The sequence below is a fragment of the Pseudoalteromonas rhizosphaerae genome (genome assembly GCF_028885455.1).
Lineage (GTDB): Bacteria > Pseudomonadota > Gammaproteobacteria > Enterobacterales > Alteromonadaceae > Pseudoalteromonas > Pseudoalteromonas rhizosphaerae.
Window position 1 is genome coordinate 3,447,114 of sequence record NZ_CP118496.1, and the last position, 18,675, is coordinate 3,465,788.

Genomic DNA, 18,675 nt, shown 5'->3' on the forward strand with positions numbered 1-18,675 from the left:
AGTAAATAACCATAAAAAAGCCGCGCTAATAGTTATTAGCGCGGCTTTTTATTACTCAATTTCTAATTAAAGAATTTCGTGTAGCTCAACGTCAAATACCAGTGTTGAGAATGGTGCAATTGCAGCACCGGCACCACGTTCTCCATAAGCAAGCTCATGAGGAACATAGATACGCCATTTGGTGCCTTCAGGCATCATTTGTAATGCTTCAGTCCAGCCTTTGATCACGCCACCAACTGGAAACTCAGCAGGTTGACCACGCTCATAAGAGCTGTCAAATACAGTACCGTTGATAAGTGTACCGTGATAATCAACACGCACTGTTGACTCAGCAGTTGGCTTGTTGCCTTCACCTGTTGCTAGTACTTCATATTGAAGACCAGACTCAGTCACTGTGATTTCAGCACGTTTTGCATTTTCTTCTAAGAATGCAATGCCTTCAGCTGCAAGTACTTTCGCTTCTTCTTCACGACGTGCTTGGATTTCAGTGTTGATTTTTTCGAATGCAGCTTGGATCTCAGGGATCTCAACTTGGAAATCGCCGCCCACATACGCATCTTTCATGCCTGCAAATACTGAATTTAAGTTTAAACCTTCGAAAGGGTTAGCTTTAAGTTGCTCACCCATCTGTAGGCCAATACCGTAACTTGCTTTTTCAGCATCTGTAGTAAAATTATCTGACATAATATGTTTCACGTTTTGTTTATACCAAGCTTAATAACGCTGGTATCAGTTAAAAGACGCGCCTATGCTATCATAAAAAAAAGCCCTTTTGGGCTTCTTTAGAGCTAGTTTTTAGTGAGTTTTCGCTTTATTAAGCGCACAGCAAAAGTCAAGATTGGCAAGCTGATTAAAATACCAGCAAGTAATGGACGACTCAGTAATGCCTGCGTACCAACTAATAGCACCGGCACGACTAATAAACCGATACAACCAATAAATATTGCCGCAATTTCTGGCCAGTATTTATCATATTTAGTAATTAAATGCCCAGCTAATAGATTAAAGCCTAGGCAGTAAAGCATAGCTGTGAGCAATACATGCTCTGGTTGTGCATCCATCGCCATTTTAACGAGTAAGTTAATAGCACTGTGATAACAGTAGCCAAACACCGACCATAACAGTACGTGTTTTAGCACCCGTTGTGTGGTGTTTAATTGATTTTGCTGTGACATCTTAAACTCCAGATAGCAAAAAGCCGCCCATAAGGCGGCTTTTTAAATATGGTGGAGAGATAGGGATTTGAACCCTAGAGGGGCTATAAACCCCTGCCGGTTTTCAAGACCGGTGCATTCGACCACTCTGCCATCTCTCCGTACGGCGCGGATAATAGGGGTTAGCCGCCTTGTTGTAAAGCCCTAAAAGTAAAAAAGTTCAAATTAATCGTTACAATTACTCAAAGCGCTTAAAAATACATCAATAATACTGTTTTGGACGTTTCGCGACCCACGAACACAGTAAGCAGACTAATAAGCTAAAAGTTACAAAACTTAAGCTCTGAAAGATTAAATCAAAACGGTTTAGATCATCACTTGGTACAAGCACCAATACAAAAGCGGGTAAAATACTCACAAACAACACGTAACAACACACTTTAAACGCTCTACCAAAATCAAATCGTCTTGTGCGTTGCATCCACCACGCTAAGATAACCACAATAGCAGTTGATGAGATCGCTATTAAATGAGGAGTCTGTGTACTAAATGCTGTGTAAAGAGTGATAGCCGCACCAACAAAACCCCATAAGGACCACGTTAACCATTTTTCTTTTTCACGTAAAAATAAATTTCCCATTATCCTCGTCTTCTTGTTGTTATTCTAATTAAGACACTCCATACATTAACAAACTGCAGAAAAATAACAAACCATTGTATTGAGGGTTATTGCATCCAAGCGCTTCAGACAGCCAAGCTACCTAAAGATAATAACAAAGGTAGCCTTAATGCACTCTGACTGAAATAACACGACAAAGTTCCAATTAATTACTTTTTGGCAACTATAAGTTTGTGAAAAAGTGTTCTGGGCTATGACGAACAGCCTTTTTACAGTCCACTTCTGGAGTGCCTAAATACAGGTAACCGACAATCTCATCTTCATTATCAAGCTTTAACGCCGCTTTTACCGCCTCACTTTGCGCAAAGTAACCAGTACGCCAGACACCACCCAGTCCCTGCGCAAAAGCTGCTTGTTGCATAGCTAACACAGCACAACCAGCACTTTGTACTTGTTCTATACGCGGTACTTTTGGGTGCGCTTGATATTTGGCAATGGCAATGATTATCATCGGTGCACGCAGCGGTAACTCTTTGGCACGATTAATGACTTTTTCATCTTGTTGTTCTGCAACTGCACTTTGATAATAAATTTCGCCGAGTCGTTCTCGCGCATCTTCTGCAACAACAATAAATTGCCAAGGCGCAAGGCAACCATGATCAGGCACACGAAGCGCTGCTTGTTTAATAATATCAAGTTGACTGTTGTTTGGGGCAGGTGCAATCAGTCGAGGATCTGACTGACGAGTCAATAAAAGCTCAATAGCGTCCATAACGATTCTCTAATTAAAAAAGAAACTAGCATAGCATTGATAGGGATTGCTGAGAAAGTTTGAAAGTTAGAAAGTTAGAAAGTTAGAAAGTTTGCGACGGGCGTCGCAAACTGACAGGTAGAGATTTAGATTATTCGAATCTTTTCCGTAACCAGTGATCAAGGCTAACAAAACGCCCACCGCCGGTAAAAAATAAACTCAATAACATCGCAAAATAAATTGCTGAAAACTCAATACCATTATTCAAAATCGACGGTTTACCCTTTTCATAAAGGTAATCTGGGAAACCATGTTCTTGTACAAGCCCTCGAATTTTCTCAATACGTTCTTTTACTTCACGGGAATTATCTAAACTTTCTTTTGCACCGGGGATCGCCAACCAATCAAGTACTTGTGCAGCACTGGTATCTGGATCTGTCGGCGCAATCGCAAACCAGCCATTGTGCCAATGTACAGAGGTTGCGGCAACGACCATAGTAAACATCAGCGGTATGCTAACCAGACGGGTTAATAAACCAACTAAGAGCAGCCAGCCACCGAGAAATTCACTCCAGCCAGCTAAAAAAGCCAGTAAATCTGGAAAAGGTAAGCCTAAACCCCAATCTGGGTTACCAAACCAAGCAACAACATCTGGAGAAGCTAAAAAGAATTCAAAAAAACCATTACCATTACCACTGATATTTAGCTTGTTATAACCTGCGATGATCATAACTGGCGCCAGTATCAGTCTAAATAGTAAAGCAGGGATACCATCAAAAATGGCTATTTTTTGTAGGGAAGTTTTATATAGTGTGATCAATGTATTCATCGTAGCAGTCTAGTCTTTTGAAATGTATTAAACAAAGACCGCTACGATTAAAAGTTTATTTCAGTTAAATTTTACGCGCGACCTGAAGCGCTTCATAAATAGCTCGTTTTGCATCAATTGCTGATGCTAATTTGGCCCCGCCAATTACATGTACTTTAGGATTATCGATTAACCCCGACATTAATTCGTTATTAGAGACTTGCCCGATACAAGCGATCACTGTATCAACAGGTAGCACCTGCTCCTCTCCTGCCACAGTAATTTTTAGACCTTGCTGATCAAAATGATGATACTGACAATCAGCGATCTGTTTTACACCATGTTGCTTTGCAACTTGACGATGTATCCAGCCCGTTGTTTTACCAAGCTCACTGCCAAAACGCCCGGCGCTGCGTTTTAGCATAAACAATTGACGATTATCTTTATCTGGACTTGGCTGACACTCAATTCCCCACTGCGATTTAAAATCAGCAATACTTTGATCTTTATGTTCACTTAAAAAAGCAACCATATCAAAGCCAATGCCGCCGGCACCTAAAATTGCAATCGATTGCCCTAATTCAACTTCACCACGAATAACTTCATCGTATGAAAAAACACGTTTATTATCCGCGCAGGTAAAGTTTGCCTCACGCGGGCGCACCCCCGTTGCAAACACCACGTCATCGTATTGCTCAAGCATTTTATCGGTAAAAGGAGTATTGAGTGTTACCGTGACCTTTAGACGTTCAAGTTCATTAATAAAATAACGCAGGGTATGATTGAAATCTTCTTTACCAGGAATTCGCATCGCTAAATTAAATTGGCCGCCCATATCTGTATTTTTATCAATCAGCGTTACCGTATGGCCTTTTTGCGCTAAGTAACAACTGGCAGATAAGCCCGCAGGCCCAGCACCTACAACCAACACATTTTTAGCCTTGTTGGTCAGCTCAAGAGGATAATCTAGCTCAAACCCCGCTTGAGGATTCACTAAGCATGTTGCTCGTTTACCTTTAAATACATGATCTAAACAGCCCTGATTACAGCCGATACAAATATTAATGTGTTTACTTTGTTGTGCTTGGTATTTATTAAAAAATTCTGGATCGGCTAATAGTGGTCGTGCCATCGAAATCAGATCGGCATCCCCTGCAGTTAAAATTTCATTGGCAATCTCAGGAGTATTAATACGATTTACAGCAATGACAGGAACCGATACCACTTCTTTTAAACGTTTTGAAGCTTCTTTAAATGCACCTGCTGGCACCATACTCGCAATGGTAGGTACTCGTGCTTCATGCCAGCCTATACCAGTATTTAAAATATCAACTCCAGCCTGCTCTAATGCTTTGGCCTGGATCGTAACCTCTTCAGGTGTTGACCCATTCGGAATTAAATCCATCACCGATAATCGAAAGATAATTAAAAATTCTTTATTTACTTTGGCACGTACAGCTTTGACTATCTCTAACGCTAAACGCATACGGTTTTCTAAACTTCCACCGTATTCATCTGAGCGTTTATTGGTATGCGGTGCCATAAACTCATTAATCAAATAACCTTCTGAGCCCATCACTTCAACGCCATCGTAGCCTGCCTTTTGTGCTAAATAGGCGGAATGAGCAAAGTCTTTGATGGTTTTTTTTATTGCACTGAGCGACATTGCTTTGGGTTGATATGGGTTAATAGGTGCTTTAATTGCACTTGGTGCTTGATTAAATGGATGATACGCATAACGTCCAGCATGTAATAATTGTAAGCAAATCTTACCGCCGTGTTGATGGACAACATCAGTGTATGCACGGTGCTTAAACACATCATAATAGCTATTAAAAGACGATGAGATTGGGGTTAATTTGCCACGCAAATTAGGACTGTAGCCCCCCGTAATGAGCATCGCAGTACCACCTTTTGCGCGCGCTTCATAAAAAGCACGCAGTCGTTTTCGGTTATGCCATCCCTCTTCAAGCCCCGTGTGCATTGAGCCCATTACCAAACGGTTACGTAGCTGTGTGTGTTTCAATTGTAATTGTTGTTCTAACATCCTCTGCCCCAATGAACTGGTCTAACCTCTATACATTAGCCAATTTTGCTCGATTGGCAAGCAATAAGCAACAAAAGCGATAAATTAGTTAATATGTTCACATTCTCACGGTTAAAACCTCGCTCATAAATACTTAGTTACGATTTAACAGTTAAATTAATTTTTATTCTGAGCTAAGATGGTGACAGATATAAGTTGTACCAGACTAAGGATTTATTTTGATTGCAAAGCTATTTAAAGGACTGTGGGCAGGAATTAACTTTTCTCGTCGTTTAGTCCTCAATTTTTTATTTGTGTTACTTGTCATTCTTTTCATTGTTTCAATCACAAGTGATGACAATGAAATTAATGTTGCTGACACATCTGTGCTCAGGTTAAACCTCAATGGTCCAATCGTAGAGGAAAAAGTTTACGTTGATCCAATTGAATCTGCCATCAATGACGCAACACAGAGCAACGATGAGCCCGCTGAAATTTTACTTGATGATATTATCAATGTAATTGATCAAGCCACTGAAGATAAACGCATTAGTGTGATCTTGCTGGACTTACAAAAAATGCCTAGCGCGCATTTAAATAAATTAAAACAAATCACTCTAGCGTTAGAGCGGTTTAAAGCGAGCGGCAAAAAAGTAATTGCCTCTGGTTATTATTACTCACAAGCACAATATTATATTGCTGCGCACGCTGATGAAATATCTATGCACCCTTATGGTGGTGTAGAGATCCAAGGCTTTGGCATGTACCCGTTATATTTTAAAGATGCGCTTGAAAAACTCGGTATCACTCAGCATATTTTCCGTGTTGGTACATTTAAATCGGCTGTTGAACCGTTTATTCGTAACGATATGTCAGATGCAGCAAAAGAAGCTAATAATGTATGGCTAGGTGCATTGTGGAAAGAATACAAACAAGACGTTGCCGCTGTGCGCCCATTTGATGAAGCAAACTTTGATGAAACAATGGACGTTTTTCTGGCAAAAATGCAAGCAGTTAATGGCGATTCAGGTAAATATGCCCTTGAACATCAATGGGTTGATTCTTTAAAAACCAATCAACAAGTGCGTCAACAATTAATTACCTTAGTAGGCACTGAAGAAACAGGCAAAACCTTTAACCAAGTATCGTTTAAAGAATATCTCTCATTAGTTAAATCGCCGATTGAGTTTGATAACCCAATGACAGAAAAAGTCGCCGTTGTGGTTGCACGCGGTACTATCTCTGACGGCGAACGTAAAGCCGGTGAAATTGGTGGTGACTCTACAGCGGCTTTACTACGTAAAGCACGCTTAGATGATAAAGTAAAAGCGGTTGTACTGCGAATTGATTCAGGCGGTGGCAGTATGTTTGCCTCTGAAGTTATTCGTGCTGAAGTGCTTGCTCTTAAAGCAGCTGGTAAACCAGTTGTTGCTTCAATGAGCTCAGTAGCAGCTTCTGGCGGCTACTGGATTGCCTCTGCTGCCAACGAAATTTGGGCAGCGCCGAGCACAATTACCGGCTCAATTGGTGTATTTGGTAACTTTATGACCTTTGAAAACACCATGGCTAAGTTAGGTGTTTATTCCGATGGCGTTGCCACAACTGAAATGGCTGGTCTATCAATCGCTCGCCCGCTTAATGAAAAAATGGCACAGGTTATTCAACTAAGTGTAGAAGATGCTTATCAACGCTTCTTAGAGGTTGTTGGTGAAGCACGAAATATGACCCCTGAGCAAGTTGACTCTATTGCACAAGGCCGTGTTTGGATTGCAAGCCAAGCGCAAGAGCTTGGCTTAGTTGACAAATTAGGCAATAAGCAAGACGCTATCAAAGCGGCAGCTGAACTGGCTAGGCTTGATTTTTATGAAGTTAAAACCATTAAGCAGAGTCTATCGGCGGAAGAGAAATTAATGCAGGATATTTTTGGAAATGCATCGATTAAATCGCTAATTGGCTCACAAAGTACGCTACAAAACGCACTCTCAAACCAAGCATCTATCAATGGTTTAGTTAAGCAATTAACAACTGAGGTTGAAGGTCTAAAAGATTACAACGATCCGCAAGGCATTTATGCCCGCTGCTTAGTGTGTAATATTTCGCAATAAATAGTGTATAGGCTGTAATCGCAGCAACTAACCGTTATACTAAGCCCAGTTTTTTTACTGGGCTTTTTTTATGAAACGTAAACGTATTTATATCGCATATACTGGCGGTACGATTGGGATGAAAAAATCGAGTCGAGGCTATATTCCCGCTGAAGGTTTTTTAACACAAACCGTAGAAAACAATGCCGAATTTAATCGTGATGAAATGCCCTTATTCGATATTCACGAGTATTGCCCGCTGATTGACTCATCAGACATGTCCCCTGCTCATTGGCAACTAATTGCTGATGATATTAAAAGTAAATACCAAGATTATGATGGCTTTGTCGTGCTTCATGGTACAGATACCATGGCGTATACCGCATCTGCTTTGTCCTTTATGTTTGAAAACTTAACAAAGCCAGTGATAGTGACAGGCTCGCAAATTCCACTGTCGCAATTGCGCTCTGATGGCCAAGTAAATTTACTTAATGCGATGTATTTAGCGGCTAATTATCCGATTGCTGAGGTTAGTCTATTTTTCAATAATCAATTATTTCGCGGCAATCGTGCAACTAAAGCACATGCCGATGGCTTTGATGCCTTTGCATCCCCTAACTTAGACCCACTGGCTCTCTCAGGTATTAATATTCAATTATTAAAAGGCCAGTTGAGCCCGTATGTTGAAAATGAGCTACAAGTCACCAACATCACGCCGCAACCTATTGGTGTTTTATACTTGTATCCAGGGATCAGTCATGCTGTAGTTAAAAGTCTGGTAAACGACAATATCAAAGCCCTCGTATTATTGAGCTTTGGTGTGGGCAATGCACCACAAGATCCAGACTTTTTAGAGATCCTCTCCAGCGCAAGTAAGCGCGGTATGGTTATCGTCAATTTAACCCAGTGTTTAAAAGGGCATGTAAATATGGGCGGCTATGCAACTGGTAACGCATTACTTAACATTGGTGTGATCAGCGGTTACGATATGACCTTAGAGGCATGCTTAACTAAATTACACTACTTATTTAGCCAAAAGCTTGAAATTGAAACTATTCGCCATTTAATGCAAGACAACTTACGTGGTGAGTTAAGTAGATAAGCTGAGCGCTTTATAATAAAAACTATTTTTTAAACTAAAAAGGCACGCTAATTAGCGTGCCTTTCATTTTAACTTATTGGCCTAATTAACGTACTTTCGCGTCAATCTCTACTAAATCAGTTAAATGACATACCTCACCACTATGAATTTTAATGCCATGCTCACCAAAATAATCTCGCTGTGCTTGCACTAGATGACCATTGCTTGGTGTCGTCAACGTCGCAAAATACGTTTGCGTTGAGCTAAGTACCGGAAATGCTAATCCAGTCATCATTGCTTGACCTGTTATTTTACGCAGCGCTAATGACTCTTTTTCTAAAGTGTCGATAAACTCAACACCTTCAGCGATGTTATCTAAGTAATCAGCACGGATAATACAACCAGCACGCCATGTTTGCAGTGTTTTAGATAAATCGACTTTCCATTGATGTGCACGTGATGCACCTTTGATCAGCGCAAGGCCTTGACGATAAGCCAGTAAACTTGCAAACAAGAAGGCATCTTTAAGTTCATCTAAATCTAATTCAACCTGTGAAGTTGATTTAGCGGCATACGTCATTTCTTTCGCTGCATGTGTGTCACCAGTATTGGTTAAGTGACGCGCTTGCACAGCAGCAACCAATGAAGGAACGGCGATACCCAGTTCTAATGCATTTTGTGCCGTCCACAAACCCGTGCCTTTCGCGCCAACTTTATTATCAATCAAATCAACTAACGCTTCACCCGCATCGGTTTCTAACGATAAAATATGACTTGAGATAGATAATAAATAGCTATTGAGTGTGCCTTCAGACCATTGATTAAAAATCTCTGCAACTTCATGTGGAGTGCGGTTAGTGCCTAAGCGTAATAATTGATACATTTCTGCGATTAGTTGCATCAATGCATATTCAATTCCATTGTGCACCATTTTTACAAAGTGACCACTGGCTGATTGACCAACACGGGCAAAACACGATTCACCTTTGTAGCTTGCTGCTACTTTTTCAAACCATGACTCAACGCGTTCCCAGCCGCCTTCTGAACCACTTGCCATCATCGCAGGACCATGACGCGCGCCTTCAGCACCGCCAGAAATCCCCATAGTGGCAAATTCAAATTTATTTTGATATTTTAGTTTACGAGTAATACCGTCTTTATAATTACTATTGCCACAATCGACGATAATATCGTCACAATCAACGCCTGCATCAACTAAATCGCTGCAAACTTTATCGACTAACTCACCCGCTGGCACTAATAACAAAATTGAGCGAGGCGGCGTTAACCGTTTTACCATATCACCTAAATCAGACACAATGTGCAGACGATCTGCCATGCCTTGTAATTTAGCACAGCTTAATAGCTCTTCGCCCGCGTCTGGGTTTTTATCATAAGCTACTAGCGTCATCCCTTGTTCAATCAAGTTGAGAGCAAGATTTTTACCCATAACGCCTAACCCTACTAATGCAACTTGCATTTAGTGTCCTCCTCGGTAACAACTATTGGTTAGTAAATGAAATAATACCGCGCGCATTATATACCCAAGCCACTTAAAATTGCGAGCCTAGACAACAGATACAACGCTTTGCGCAAGACAAACACGCAAGATACAGTGATTATATCAAACAACCGTTGCCTCGGGGCGATAAATTTTCCTGATATGGATTTCTGAGTCGAGCATTGACGAGACCTGACACCGGTGTCATAATGTGGTCATAATTTTTTTGTATAAAATAATGACAGCTTTACACGTTACCTTGATGTCAACGCGCTATTTGCTGTCAGTAAAAACTGTATTATGCGTGTCAGTTAAACTAACACCTATAAATAACGAAAAACCGTCAACCTGCTTACAACATCGTAAGCCTACAGGAGAATTTGATGCTTAGACGCACAAAAATAGTCGCGACCCTTGGACCTGCAACCGATCGAGATAACAACTTAGAAAAAATAATCCGTGCTGGTGCAAACGTAGTGCGTTTGAATTTCTCACACGGCATTGCACAAGATCACAAAGACCGTGCCCAAGCAGTGCGTGACATTGCCAAAAAACTAGGCAAGCACATTGCTATTTTAGCCGATCTACAAGGCCCAAAAATTCGTGTATCGACATTTAAAGATGGCAAAGTAACGCTACCTGTTGGTGCAAAATTTATTCTTGATGCAAAAATGGAAAAAGGCCTAGGCGATATCAACGCCGTAGGTATTGATTATAAAGAATTACCACAAGATGTTGCCCCTGGTGACTTACTACTTTTAAACGATGGTTTAATTCAATTAACAGTAGTAAATGTTGAAGGTCATTTAGTGCATACCACAGTAACTGTTGGTGGCGTGTTATCTAACAATAAAGGCATCAACCGCTTAGGTGGTGGTTTAACTGCTCCAGCCTTCACTGATAAAGATAAAGAAGATTTATTAACTGCAGCAGAAATTGATGTTGATTATATCGCAGTATCATTCCCACGCAGTGGCGACGATATGCGTTATGTGCGTTCACTAGCTGAAGCTGCAGGCTCTAAAGCACAGCTTTTAGCTAAAATTGAGCGTGCTGAAGCCGTTGAAACGGTAGAAGCAGTTGATGATATTATCCTTGCTTCAGATGCGGTGATGGTTGCTCGTGGTGACTTAGGTGTTGAAATTGGTGATGCTGCCTTAATGGGTAAACAAAAACTCATTATCCGTCGTGCTCGCTCACTTAACCGTACCGTGATCACAGCAACACAAATGATGGAATCAATGATCGATAACCCAATGCCTACCCGTGCAGAAGTTATGGATGTTGCCAACGCAGTCCTAGATGGCACTGATGCGGTAATGCTTTCAGCTGAAACAGCGGCAGGCGATTACCCAGAAGAAACCGTGGCAACCATGGCGCGCGTTTGTTTAGGGGCAGAATCACAAAAAGAAACTCACGTTTCTAAACATCGCTTAGATAGTCGTTTCTCTTCTAATGCAGAATCAATTGCATTGTCAGCTATGTATGCGGCAAACCATTTAGATTCAGTAAAAGCGATTATTACTTTAACTGAATCAGGTAGCACAGCAAAATTGATGTCACGTATCAGCTCTGGCTTACCTATTTATTCATTGTCTCGTCATGCCAGTACGCTTGGTCAAACAGCATTATATCGTGGTGTTTACCCGGTATTCTTTGACTCAACACAATGTGAAAAAGATAACATGGTAAAAGATGCCCTTAACACACTTGTGAATGCGGGTTCATTACAATCTGGCGATACTGTGATCATCACTCATGGTGATGCTATGGAAACGATTGGTGCAACCAATACTATGAAAATTGTTACTGTTGCTTAATTAACGCAGTTATAAAAAAACGCGAGCCAAGGCTCGCGTTTTTTTATTTAAAACACATGGTTTAATTTACTTCGTTATATAACAGCTATTGAGCCCGTTTCTAAGTTAACTTGCTAACGCAGCTTTTACTTTATCGCGATAACTACGGCTTACTTTTAATTCTTGGCCGTTCTCAAGCACTAATAAATACTCACCACTTACCTGAGTTACAAGCTTGCTAATTTGTTTAGTATTTACAATCGCACTGCGGTGTACACGTACAAATAGCTGAGGATCAAGTTCCTGTTCTAGTTCTTTCATAGTTTTTCGTAAAATATGCGTTTGACCATCTTGGCAATGTAAACACATATAGTCACCAGCGGCATCAACCCATTGAATTGTCGCTACAGGTACACGGATTATTTCACCCTGCTCTTTCACCGCTAAAGATTCTGGGTAACGGCGATCTGTTAATGTATCGCCAGTTGCCAGTTTTTTCAAAATCTCTTCACAATTATTACCAGTAATTCCAGCTACAAAACTCGCCAATTTCTTTTTATGGGCGTTGTCTTGTTGCGTCTTCAAGTAGGTATGCACTTTTTCTACCGCCTGTTTTAGTCTGTTGTCGTCGACTGGTTTAAGGATGTAATCTAAAGCATGGATCTCAAATGCTTTGACTGCGAACTGATCAAATGCGGTTACGAATACAATAGCAGGTAACGCTCTGACACTTTCACTGAGTGCTCTGGCAACCTCAAACCCATTCATTCCAGGCATTTGAATATCTAAAAAAACTAAATCTATTTTCCCTGCTTGGCATGCATCGATAGCCTCTTGACCAGAGTTACATAACTTAATGACTTCGATATCATCAAACTCCTCTAATCTTACCGCTAACCCTCTACGGGCTAATGGTTCATCATCGACAATCAGGGTCTTAATCTTGCTCATTTCTTCACAGCCTTCTCAAACGGAACGCGCAGATTCACTTTCAATCCACTTGGCGTATTATGTGATAACACAAACGAATAGTTATTTTCATACAAAGTTTTCAGGCGGTCTTTCGTATTTGCCACCCCTACCCCTTGTGAATTAACTAATTGGCCATTAAGTAATTCAGTACCGGGGCCATTATCGCCTACTTCCAATAATAGTTCATTAGCAAAAACTTGTGCTTTAATATCAATTACTCCCCCTTCGCTAAGATGAGCTATTGCATATTTAATCGCATTTTCGATGATCGGTTGCAATATTAAACTCGGCACTAATGCATTTTTTGCTTCATCACTGATTTGCACATTCACTTGCAACCGTTCATCAAAGCGTACTCGCTCTATTTCAAGATAAAGCATCAGTGCATGCAACTCTTGTTCAAGTGGGACTTTTTTTATCGGATCGGTATTGAGTGTATAACGTAAAAAGTCGCTCAACTTTGACACCATTAAATTAGCATCTTTATTCTCTTTAACCAAAATCAACGTAGATATAGCATTAAGAGTATTAAACAAAAAATGAGGATTTAATTGATAACGTAGCATTTTCAGTTGTGCTTCATGCGCCATCGTTGTTGCTTTAAGGGCTTTTTGGCGCTCACTTTGCAGTAGTTGATAATATTTAATGCCAAAGTACAAACCACTCCAACAAAGAATAATATAAACCGAATCTAAGCCTTGTTGCAGATAGTAAAACCATTCTGTAGGACGATAACCATGGCGATAAATCTCCCATAAATTAAATTTTTGTATTACCGCCCATAAAGTGCCTGTAATGTACGAAGCGCCGAACACTACTAACATTAAAACCCAAGGAGATGCATTCCAGGCTTTGCGATACATATAGCGCAATGGCACAGTCATTAAACACCCGGCGTAAGCATTGAGTACGATCACAAATACATAAATATCGCGCATCTCAAAGACTTTTGAGCCAATGTAGTTAACAAGTGCATAACCGATCCAACCCGCAATCTGTAATACCCAGAAAAAGCGTTGGCGGTTATCAACTAAGGATTGCCAATTCAAAATAGTTAATTACCTCATTTATTTGTAATTATTATATAGCGTTAGCGCAGTTGGGATCACTACCGACTATCTCGCTTTTCACGAGCCTTACCGCAAATAACTGTTGGTGAAAACTTTATTTTAGCCACAAAAAAAGGAGCCATAGGCTCCTTTTTAATACTTATTTTAAAAGCTTAAGCTGCCGCTAGGCCTTCTTTAGCTTTTGCAACAAGCGCTGCGAATGCAACTTGGTCATAAACAGCGATATCTGCAAGGATCTTACGATCGATTTCTACAGATGTCTTTTTAAGACCATTGATAAAACGGCTGTAAGACAGACCATTTTGACGTGAAGCAGCATTGATACGTGCAATCCATAATTGACGGAAAGTACGTTTCTTCGCACGACGGTCACGGTAAGCGTATTGACCCGCTTTAGTAACAGCCTGGAAAGCTACGCGGTAAACACGTGAACGTGCTCCGTAGTAACCTTTTGCTTGTTTTAAAACTTTTTTGTGACGTGCACGTGCGACAACGCCGCGTTTAACTCTTGCCATTTCTAAAAACCCCTATTAAGCGAATGGTAACATACGTGAAACTAGACCATGGTCGTTCTTATGAACCATCATCTTAGGACGTAGGTGTAACTTACGCTTAGAAGTTTTCTTAGTCAGAATGTGACGAAGATGCGCTTGTTTACGCTTGAAACCGCCAGAAGCAGTCTTTTTGAAACGCTTAGCCGCGCCTCTGTGACTTTTTAGCTTATAAGCCATTGCAATAACTCCAAATGTATTGCTTTAAAATTAGTAAGCAGGCGTGAGATATATTGCTATAGCTCCACTTTTAGGCCTAACTTACTGCCATATTCCGGTGAAAACCCAACACAAATGCTGCAGTTTTACTTTATTACCGGTTAGCACAGGTGAATATTTGCATATTACTTGGTGACCTGAGCTAAATTCGCTGCGTATCTTAGCTTGTTTATTGCTTTTTAGCAACAGGCGCCATCATCATAACCATTTGGCGACCTTCAACACGATTAGGGAAAGACTCAACAACTGCAAGCTCTTCCAAATCGCCTTTGATACGGTTTAATAATTCTATACCAATTTCTTGGTGGGCCATTTCACGACCACGGAAGCGGATGGTAATCTTAGCTTTATCGCCACCTTCTAAGAACTTACGTAAGTTGCGAAGCTTAACCTGATAATCACCTTCATCCGTGCCAGGACGGAATTTGATTTCTTTTATCTGGATTTGCTTTTGCTTCTTCTTCTGCTCTTTTAGTTCTTTGCTTTTTTCAAAGATGAACTTACCGTAGTCCATGATTCTACAAACAGGCGGCTCAGCATTTGGGCTAATCTCTACTAGATCAACACCAGCGGCATCAGCCATAGTTTGCGCGTCTTTTAATGACTGAATTCCAGCTTGCTCGCCTTCAATGTCAATTAAGCGAACTTCTTGAGCTGTAATTTCTTCGTTAATACGATTTTTTTGGGCTGTTTGTTGCCCTTTCTTGCCGCCTCTAATAGTACGTTCCTCCAAGAATATCAAATAATAAGCGTGTAGTTAGCAATTAAATGTATGCCCTACACGCAGAGTTTTTATAGTCGATTTTTAATTTCTTCGCTAATTTTAGCGACAAATTCATCAACATTAAATTTGCCCAAGTCTTCACCTGTGCGGGTACGTACAGCTACTTCTTGTTGTTCAACTTCTTTATCACCAACAACAAGTAAATATGGGATACGTTTTAATGTGTGTTCACGGATTTTAAAGCCAATCTTCTCATTTCTCAAGTCAGCAGCGGCTCTAATTCCAAGTTTATTTAATTTTTGTACAATTTCCTGCACATAAGCAGCTTGTTTATCAGTGATATTCATAATCACTACTTGCTTTGGTGCAAGCCAAGTCGGGAATAAACCCGCGTACTCTTCTGTAAGAATACCGATAAAGCGCTCGATAGAGCCCAATATTGCACGGTGTATCATAACAGGTGTACGACGTTCGTTGTTTTCAGCAACATAAGTTGCCCCTAAACGCCCTGGTAATGCAAAATCTAGTTGCACTGTACCACACTGCCACGCTCTGTCTAAGCAATCGTACAAAGTAAATTCAATTTTTGGACCATAGAAAGCACCTTCACCCGGTAAATAATCAAATTCGATGTTATTTGCTTTCAGTGCATCAGCTAATGCAAGCTCTGCTTTGTCCCACATATGATCTTCGCCAATACGCTGTTCAGGGCGTGTTGACAGCTTCACCACAATTTTTTCAAAGCCGAATGTTTCGTACGTATCGTAAACCATTTGGATACACGCTGATACTTCGTCCATGATTTGCTCTTCAGTACAGAAGATATGGGCATCATCCTGAGTAAAGCCACGTACGCGCATTAGACCATGAAGTGCGCCTGACGGCTCGTTGCGATGACAACAACCAAATTCAGCCATACGCAGTGGAAGATCACGGTACGATTTTAAACCTTGATTAAAGATCTGTACGTGACCTGGGCAGTTCATTGGTTTGATTGCGTATTCACGCTTTTCAGATTCAGTGGTAAACATTGCTTCTGAATACTTTTCCCAGTGACCTGATTTTTCCCATAAAGAACGATCCATCATCATTGGACCTTTTACTTCTTCGTACTGGTACTCGCGTAACTTTTCACGCACAAACTCTTCAAGTTCACGGTAAATGCTCCACCCATCGTTGTGCCAAAACACCATGCCTGGCGCTTCTTCTTGCCAATGCCATAAATCAAGTGCTTTACCAATACGACGGTGATCACGTTTTTCGGCTTCTTCTAAACGTTGTAAGTAGGCTTTAAGTTGCTTTTTATCGCCCCATGCAGTGCCATAAATACGCTGCAACATTTTATTATCTGAATCGCCACGCCAGTAGGCACCGGCTACTTTCATTATTTTGAAATGTTGGCAAAAACGCATGTTCGGTACGTGTGGACCACGACACATATCGATGTATTCTTCGTGGTGATATAATCCTGGACGGTCATCTTTAGCGATGTTTTCGTCAAGGATTTGAATTTTGTACATTTCGCCGCGCGCTGCAAATGCATCACGGGCTTCTTGCCAGCTTACGGTTTTCTTAACCACGTCGTAGTTTGTTTTAGCAAGTTGCAACATGCGCTTTTCAATAGCTTCTAAGTCATCTTGACTTAATGAATGTTCCATATCGATATCATAGTAAAAACCATTATCAATCGTTGGACCAATTGCCATTTTTGCATCAGGAAACAGTTGCTTAACTGCATGACCTATCAAGTGAGCACATGAGTGACGAATTATTTCTAAGCCGTCATCATCTTTTGCGGTGATGATTTCAAGACGAGAATCGTCAGAAATTAAATCACAGGCATCAACACGAGTGCCATTAACACGACCAGCGATAGTGGCTTTTGCTAAGCCTGGGCCGATATCATTGGCTACATCAAGTGTACTTACAGGGTTTTCAAAACTACGCTGACTGCCGTCAGGAAGAGTAATAACTGGCATTATAAGTCCTTACTACAGTGGTGACGCCTACAATGCATCACATGTATTTATTAAATTAAAATGAATAACTCGACAACGCTTTTACGAATAAGCATTGTTAATTTTAACCGTATTTGGTTAATGTATTTGTTGAGTCTTAGCAAACACAAGCGGTTATTGTCGCGTTTGGAGCCACTAAATACAAGTATTTAGCCAGACAAATTGACAAATAACCCTCGCATTTCATACTTAATTTAATTTCAGCTGTTGGATAACCTAATGACGACGTCTAATCGTATCCGTTTTGCCACTTTAAATTTACTTAATTTTACGGCGCCACCTTATTCTTTTTATCAATTACATGAACGTTACAACGCAACGCAATGGCGGCAAAAACAGCAATTTATCACTGACTTTCTACAGCAAAGTCAAGCAACGGTTGTTGCTTTCCAAGAGGTGTTTAGCCCTAAAGAATTGGCCATTTTGTGTAAAGAGCAAGGCTATGACTATTTTGCTACTGTTGCCAGTCCACGCAGTGATCATCTCTATCCACAGGTATTATTTAACCCTGTGGTGGCGATTGCCGCGAAAATCCCTTTTCAAGCATGCCACGAACTCACCCCTTGCCCAGAACTACTTGAGTACTTAAATAATCAAAATGAATTTAAATTTAATCGCACACCTATTAAATGCAGTTTTGATGTACCTGAATTTGGTGATTTAACCTGCTATGTGGTGCACTTTAAATCACAACGGGTGCATTCAATGGCGCATATTTTAAACATTCATAATCAAGACGATCCCTTATTAAATCTATTACAACAAACCGTTGGCATGATGCAATCGCAAATATCACGCTCACTGGAAGCTTCGATTGTTTATTATGATGCGCTAAAAACCCAGCGTGAAAAAAACTGTGCAACATTAGTAATGGGGGATTTTAACGACAATATTGACAGCCCTGCGCTGTCATTCATGACCCAAGGATTTCACCCTACTCGTTGCGAGCCCTGTTTAGAGCTTGAACAACCCATTGTAGGATTAACTGATTCGTTTGAATTAAGCAGTGAATCGGCAAATGGTAAAGTAAAACCAGCAACACATTACTATCAAGGTCGTGGCAATGTGCTTGATTATATTTTGACCTCAGGACACTTTAATACTGATTGTGCATTATCGCGGATAAAATCGTTGCACTATCTAAGCTTTGATAAACACTTAAATCCAAACCAAATTGATGAAGATATCTGCGTAAGCGACCACAGTGGCATTGGGATTGAAATCGGTTTTTAAAATGCACTGTTTTTAAGGCGTTTAATTGATATAATGCTGCCCAAATTAGTTATTTAGAGAATGAC

At 40.6% G+C, this 18,675-nt stretch carries 17 protein-coding genes and 1 tRNA gene; 4 read left to right on the forward strand and 14 right to left on the reverse strand.

The features are described 5' to 3' along the window. Positions 1-66 precede the first annotated feature (66 nt). The 7 genes from bamJ to PVK79_RS14805 form a co-directional block, all read right to left on the reverse strand. Complete coding sequence (gene bamJ / locus PVK79_RS14775; protein WP_182717447.1) at positions 67-684, reverse strand: BamJ family beta-barrel-assembly machinery protein; 618 nt, start codon at positions 682-684, stop codon at positions 67-69. Positions 685-788: 104 nt separating this feature from the next. Continuing rightward, complete coding sequence (locus tag PVK79_RS14780) at positions 789-1,175, reverse strand: hypothetical protein (protein WP_179959208.1); 387 nt, start codon at positions 1,173-1,175, stop codon at positions 789-791. A gap of 49 nt (positions 1,176-1,224) precedes the next feature. After that, a tRNA-Ser gene (locus PVK79_RS14785) sits at positions 1,225-1,315 on the reverse strand. A 101-nt stretch (positions 1,316-1,416) separates the two neighbouring features. Beyond that, complete coding sequence (locus PVK79_RS14790; RefSeq protein ID WP_145233198.1) at positions 1,417-1,794, reverse strand: hypothetical protein; 378 nt, start codon at positions 1,792-1,794, stop codon at positions 1,417-1,419. A 202-nt stretch (positions 1,795-1,996) separates the two neighbouring features. Further along, the gene (locus PVK79_RS14795) at positions 1,997-2,545 is read right to left on the reverse strand and encodes an NAD(P)H nitroreductase (protein ID WP_145233196.1); all 549 of its coding nucleotides are present in this window, start codon (positions 2,543-2,545) and stop codon (positions 1,997-1,999) included. A gap of 130 nt (positions 2,546-2,675) precedes the next feature. Beyond that, entirely contained in the window at positions 2,676-3,353 is a 678-nt protein-coding gene (locus PVK79_RS14800) for an HvfX family Cu-binding RiPP maturation protein (RefSeq protein ID WP_149982495.1), read from the reverse strand. A 64-nt stretch (positions 3,354-3,417) separates the two neighbouring features. Next, positions 3,418-5,379 carry an oxidoreductase gene (locus PVK79_RS14805; RefSeq protein WP_145233192.1) on the reverse strand — a complete coding sequence of 654 codons (1,962 nt, stop codon included), beginning with the start codon at positions 5,377-5,379 and terminating at the stop codon, positions 3,418-3,420. Positions 5,380-5,597: 218 nt separating this feature from the next. Here PVK79_RS14805 and sppA point away from each other — a divergent pair, with 218 nt between their 5' ends. Both sppA and ansA read left to right on the forward strand, forming a co-directional pair. Further along, on the forward strand, positions 5,598-7,463 hold the full coding sequence (gene sppA, locus PVK79_RS14810; RefSeq protein WP_257326083.1) for a signal peptide peptidase SppA: 1,866 nt from the start codon (positions 5,598-5,600) through the stop codon (positions 7,461-7,463). 70 nt (positions 7,464-7,533) lie between these two features. Then, positions 7,534-8,544 (forward strand): asparaginase, encoded by a 1,011-nt coding sequence (gene ansA / locus PVK79_RS14815; RefSeq protein ID WP_149982498.1) that lies wholly within the window; start codon positions 7,534-7,536, stop codon positions 8,542-8,544. Between the two features lie 85 nt (positions 8,545-8,629). On the opposite strand, the gene gndA is transcribed toward ansA, so the two are convergent. Beyond that, positions 8,630-10,003 (reverse strand): NADP-dependent phosphogluconate dehydrogenase, encoded by a 1,374-nt coding sequence (gndA, locus tag PVK79_RS14820; RefSeq protein WP_257326084.1) that lies wholly within the window; start codon positions 10,001-10,003, stop codon positions 8,630-8,632. 404 nt (positions 10,004-10,407) lie between these two features. Between gndA and pyk the strand changes: the two genes are divergently transcribed. Then, complete coding sequence (pyk, locus tag PVK79_RS14825; protein WP_182730606.1) at positions 10,408-11,844, forward strand: pyruvate kinase; 1,437 nt, start codon at positions 10,408-10,410, stop codon at positions 11,842-11,844. A gap of 105 nt (positions 11,845-11,949) precedes the next feature. Here pyk and PVK79_RS14830 read toward each other — a convergent pair whose 3' ends face one another. The 6 genes from PVK79_RS14830 to thrS all read right to left on the reverse strand — a co-directional run bounded on the left by PVK79_RS14830 (position 11,950) and on the right by thrS (position 17,338). Then, positions 11,950-12,774: a LytR/AlgR family response regulator transcription factor gene (locus PVK79_RS14830; RefSeq protein WP_145233180.1), complete on the reverse strand. Its 825-nt coding sequence runs from the start codon at positions 12,772-12,774 to the stop codon at positions 11,950-11,952. Continuing rightward, a complete protein-coding gene (locus PVK79_RS14835; protein ID WP_145233178.1) occupies positions 12,771-13,844 on the reverse strand; it encodes a sensor histidine kinase in 1,074 nt (357 codons plus the stop codon). The genes PVK79_RS14830 and PVK79_RS14835 overlap by 4 nt, the downstream gene beginning before the upstream one ends. 173 nt (positions 13,845-14,017) lie before the next feature. Next, positions 14,018-14,380, reverse strand: a complete 363-nt coding sequence (rplT, locus tag PVK79_RS14840) for a 50S ribosomal protein L20 (RefSeq protein WP_008110477.1) — start codon at positions 14,378-14,380, stop codon at positions 14,018-14,020. 15 nt (positions 14,381-14,395) lie between these two features. Next, positions 14,396-14,596, reverse strand: a complete 201-nt coding sequence (gene rpmI / locus PVK79_RS14845; protein WP_004587840.1) for a 50S ribosomal protein L35 — start codon at positions 14,594-14,596, stop codon at positions 14,396-14,398. Between the two features lie 208 nt (positions 14,597-14,804). Then, on the reverse strand, positions 14,805-15,368 hold the full coding sequence (gene infC / locus PVK79_RS14850; RefSeq protein ID WP_145233176.1) for a translation initiation factor IF-3: 564 nt from the start codon (positions 15,366-15,368) through the stop codon (positions 14,805-14,807). A 59-nt stretch (positions 15,369-15,427) separates the two neighbouring features. Further along, entirely contained in the window at positions 15,428-17,338 is a 1,911-nt protein-coding gene (gene thrS / locus PVK79_RS14855) for a threonine--tRNA ligase (RefSeq protein ID WP_145233174.1), read from the reverse strand. Positions 17,339-17,596: 258 nt separating this feature from the next. Between thrS and PVK79_RS14860 the strand changes: the two genes are divergently transcribed. After that, the gene (locus tag PVK79_RS14860) at positions 17,597-18,610 is read left to right on the forward strand and encodes an endonuclease/exonuclease/phosphatase family protein (protein ID WP_182734231.1); all 1,014 of its coding nucleotides are present in this window, start codon (positions 17,597-17,599) and stop codon (positions 18,608-18,610) included. The last annotated feature ends 65 nt before the right edge of the window (positions 18,611-18,675 follow it).

Bases quoted from the DNA above. Each gene is read 5' to 3' on its own strand.
- bamJ (WP_182717447.1), bottom strand. From the start codon at position 684: ATGTCAGATAATTTTACTACAGATGCTGAAAAAGCAAGTTACGGTATT.
- PVK79_RS14780 (WP_179959208.1), bottom strand. From the start codon at position 1,175: ATGTCACAGCAAAATCAATTAAACACCACACAACGGGTGCTAAAACAC.
- PVK79_RS14790 (WP_145233198.1), bottom strand. From the start codon at position 1,794: ATGGGAAATTTATTTTTACGTGAAAAAGAAAAATGGTTAACGTGGTCC.
- PVK79_RS14795 (WP_145233196.1), bottom strand. From the start codon at position 2,545: ATGGACGCTATTGAGCTTTTATTGACTCGTCAGTCAGATCCTCGACTG.
- PVK79_RS14800 (WP_149982495.1), bottom strand. From the start codon at position 3,353: ATGAATACATTGATCACACTATATAAAACTTCCCTACAAAAAATAGCC.
- PVK79_RS14805 (WP_145233192.1), bottom strand. From the start codon at position 5,379: ATGTTAGAACAACAATTACAATTGAAACACACACAGCTACGTAACCGT.
- ansA (WP_149982498.1), top strand. From the start codon at position 7,534: ATGAAACGTAAACGTATTTATATCGCATATACTGGCGGTACGATTGGG.
- gndA (WP_257326084.1), bottom strand. From the start codon at position 10,003: ATGCAAGTTGCATTAGTAGGGTTAGGCGTTATGGGTAAAAATCTTGCT.
- pyk (WP_182730606.1), top strand. From the start codon at position 10,408: ATGCTTAGACGCACAAAAATAGTCGCGACCCTTGGACCTGCAACCGAT.
- PVK79_RS14830 (WP_145233180.1), bottom strand. From the start codon at position 12,774: ATGAGCAAGATTAAGACCCTGATTGTCGATGATGAACCATTAGCCCGT.
- rplT (WP_008110477.1), bottom strand. From the start codon at position 14,380: ATGGCAAGAGTTAAACGCGGCGTTGTCGCACGTGCACGTCACAAAAAA.
- rpmI (WP_004587840.1), bottom strand. From the start codon at position 14,596: ATGGCTTATAAGCTAAAAAGTCACAGAGGCGCGGCTAAGCGTTTCAAA.
- thrS (WP_145233174.1), bottom strand. From the start codon at position 17,338: ATGCCAGTTATTACTCTTCCTGACGGCAGTCAGCGTAGTTTTGAAAAC.
- PVK79_RS14860 (WP_182734231.1), top strand. From the start codon at position 17,597: ATGACGACGTCTAATCGTATCCGTTTTGCCACTTTAAATTTACTTAAT.